The organism is Mycobacterium ostraviense (genome assembly GCF_002705925.1).
Classification (GTDB): Bacteria; Actinomycetota; Actinomycetes; order Mycobacteriales; family Mycobacteriaceae; genus Mycobacterium; species Mycobacterium ostraviense.
This window is the reverse complement of sequence record NZ_NKRE01000150.1, coordinates 1-279: the sequence shown is the minus strand read 5'-3', so window position 1 is coordinate 279 and position 279 is coordinate 1. Positions and strand designations below refer to the sequence as shown.

Here is a 279-nt window from a genome sequence, read left to right as displayed (position 1 = left end):
ATTGATTGTTGATGAAATTTTAGCAATTAAATTACCAGCTGAAGCGACGAAAGTATCACCAAAAGTAATTCAGTCAGCTCCAAAAGTTTGTACGCCTATTAAAAAAGAAGAGACACATGAATCGCGCAAAGTTGAAAAAGAACTTCCAAATACAGGTTCTGAAGGAATGAATTTACCATTGAAAGAATTTGCACTGATTACAGGTGCGGCTTTGTTAGCTAGAAGACGTACTAAAAACGAAAAAGAATCATAATTAACGAAATGACCTTAATATAACGA

General features: G+C 33.7%; 1 protein-coding gene. It reads left to right on the top strand.

Annotated elements, in window-relative coordinates; all coding sequences use genetic code 11:
* On the top strand, window positions 1-253 hold a 253-nt coding region (locus CDN38_RS33770; RefSeq protein WP_142361418.1), incomplete at its 5' end, for an LPXTG cell wall anchor domain-containing protein.
* Between the last annotated feature and the right edge of the window lie 26 nt (window positions 254-279).